Here is a 2,048-nt window from a genome sequence, read left to right as displayed (position 1 = left end):
GGCAGGCGATTCAAAAGCACCTCGCCGATCAAACCTTGACGCAGGCAGGGGTCCCCCAACCTTGTCATCCTCCGGTCGCCTGAAAGACGCTCCGGAGGACGACGGGCGGGCGTCGGTCAGACCGGTGAGGCCGCCATCTTCCGGCGCTCGGTTGAAGCAACGAGTTCGGTCCAGATGTCGGCGTTCAGCGCTGAGCTTTTGGACTCTGCGGCGGTTTGCAACACGATGAGCGTCGCCCGCAGGGTGTCATTGGCGGCCTGCAGCGACGAGATCCGCAGATCGGCGTCGTCGCCGGCCGCCAGCTCCGTGAAGTCCAGTCCGACCTCGCCAGCCCTGGCCAGCAAGGCGCGTACAGCGCGGTTTTCCTCCACCAGCCTCGCGGCGGTCCCATCCCAGACCTCGGCGGCCATGCCGAGCAGCGCCGCCGATAGGCCCAGCGAACTCGCGCGGTCGGCGGGAGGGACGTCGGGCATGGCGTTGCGAAGCGCCAGGCCGCCGATTTCGGCCAGGACGGCGGGTACGGAGGGGGTCATAGGCGTCCCATCACTTTCAGCGCGGCGCGATCCTGGGCGTTCTGCAGCGCCCAGGGCGGATAGACCATGATCGGCTCGCGGTTGCCGCCGTCGAGCCAGGCCCTGGCCGAGGACACCCAGATCGCCTGGCCCTTCACGCAGTTGAATAGTTCCCACCAGTGCAGGGCGGCGGGATCGGCCATCAGGCCGCTAGCCCGCTCCCAGATGGCGATGGCCTCGGCGCGCGGCAGCAGGCCGCCGGCGACGCCAGTGCCGAACGACCAGACCGGGTTGAGGCTCCAGCCAAGATCCTCCAGCGGATCGCCCAGATGAGCCATTTCCCAGTCGAGGATGCCATGGATCCCGCCTGCCTCGTCGTAGAGGAAGTTGCCGGTCCGGTAGTCGCCGTGCACCACGCCGACCTTCTGGGCCGGCGGCGGGGGATTGGCTCGCAGCCAGCGGATGGCCGCCCGGATGATCGGCAGAGGTTCAGACTCGTCTTCGTCCAGCACGCCTTCCCAGTAGGAGAGTTCCCGGTCCCAGCAGGCGTCGGCGGCCACGCCCGGCATCACATCGGCCAAGCCGATGGCGGTGGGATCGGCCTTGGCGATCTCGGCCAGGATCGTCCATTTGCGCTCGCCCAGCATCGGCAAGGTCGCGACGTAGGGCGGGCTGAACAGCAGTTGCGGCGAGGCCTGGAAGCCGGCGATCTCCTCGGCGATGAAGAAGGGATGGTCGAGAGCGGCGTCCTTTTCCTCCAGCCAAAGCATCTCCGGCACCGGCACCGCGCTGCCGCGAAAGGCGCGATAGGCCTCGAACTCGATGCGCCGCTCGGTGTCGATCAGCGAGGCCGGCGGATCGCGGCGCAGGATCAGCTTACGCTCCCGCCGCACGCTATCCCGCGTCCAGGCCAGCCGAAAGCGATAGGTCTCACGCGAGGCGCCGCCGGAAATCCGGGCGAGATCCTCCACCGTAATGTCGGACGCATGCGGCATTCGGGTGGCGATGTAAGCCGCCAGTCTAGGTTCCAACGCCATACTGGTCAGTGCATCTCAAAGCGGATGGGCAGGGTCTTGGGACCGCTGACGAAGGTGGCCTGACTGTTCTTGGGCTCACCGTTCAGCTCCAGCGACTTGATCCGGGGCAGCATCTCCTCCCAGAGAATCCGCATCTCCATCTTGGCCAAATGCTGCCCAAGGCAGAGGTGCGCGCCGTAGCCGAACGCCAGGTGCTTGTTAGGTTTACGTTCGATCTGGAAGGCGGCGGGATTGTCGAACACCGCCTCGTCGCGGTTGCCCGAGGCGTAGCAGAGCATCATCCAGTCATCCTTGGCGAGGCTGCGCCCGGCGAATTCCGTCGCTTCGGTGGCGGTCCGCATGAAGGTCTTCACCGGCGTGACCCAACGGATGGATTCGTCCACCAAGCCGGGGATCAGCGAGGGATCGGCCTTCACCTTGGCCAACTGCTCGGGGTTCTCGGCCAAGCCCCAGATGGCTCCGGCGGTGGACGACGAGGTGGTGTCGTGGCCGGCGGTGG

The 2,048-nt window shown here is 66.8% G+C and carries 3 protein-coding genes; all 3 read right to left on the bottom strand.

The genetic code is table 11. From position 1 onward, the window contains the following. Positions 1-116: 116 nt before the first annotated feature. On the bottom strand, positions 117-533 hold the full coding sequence (locus Q7T84_RS05410) for a hypothetical protein (protein WP_304806726.1): 417 nt from the start codon (positions 531-533) through the stop codon (positions 117-119). After that, positions 530-1,549: a phosphotransferase family protein gene (locus Q7T84_RS05405; RefSeq protein WP_304806725.1), complete on the bottom strand. Its 1,020-nt coding sequence runs from the start codon at positions 1,547-1,549 to the stop codon at positions 530-532. Before Q7T84_RS05405 ends, Q7T84_RS05410 begins: the two co-directional genes overlap by 4 nt. Before the next feature lie 5 nt (positions 1,550-1,554). After that, on the bottom strand, positions 1,555-2,048 hold a 494-nt coding region (locus Q7T84_RS05400), incomplete at its 5' end, for a cytochrome P450 (RefSeq protein ID WP_304806724.1).

The organism is Phenylobacterium sp., from assembly GCF_030654915.1.
GTDB lineage: Bacteria > Pseudomonadota > Alphaproteobacteria > Caulobacterales > Caulobacteraceae > Phenylobacterium.
The sequence above is the reverse complement of the archived record's forward strand: the minus strand, read 5'-3'. Positions and strand labels throughout refer to the sequence as shown.

Bases quoted from the DNA above. Each gene is read 5' to 3' on its own strand.
- Q7T84_RS05405 (WP_304806725.1), bottom strand. From the start codon at position 1,549: ATGGCGTTGGAACCTAGACTGGCGGCTTACATCGCCACCCGAATGCCG.
- Q7T84_RS05410 (WP_304806726.1), bottom strand. From the start codon at position 533: ATGACCCCCTCCGTACCCGCCGTCCTGGCCGAAATCGGCGGCCTGGCG.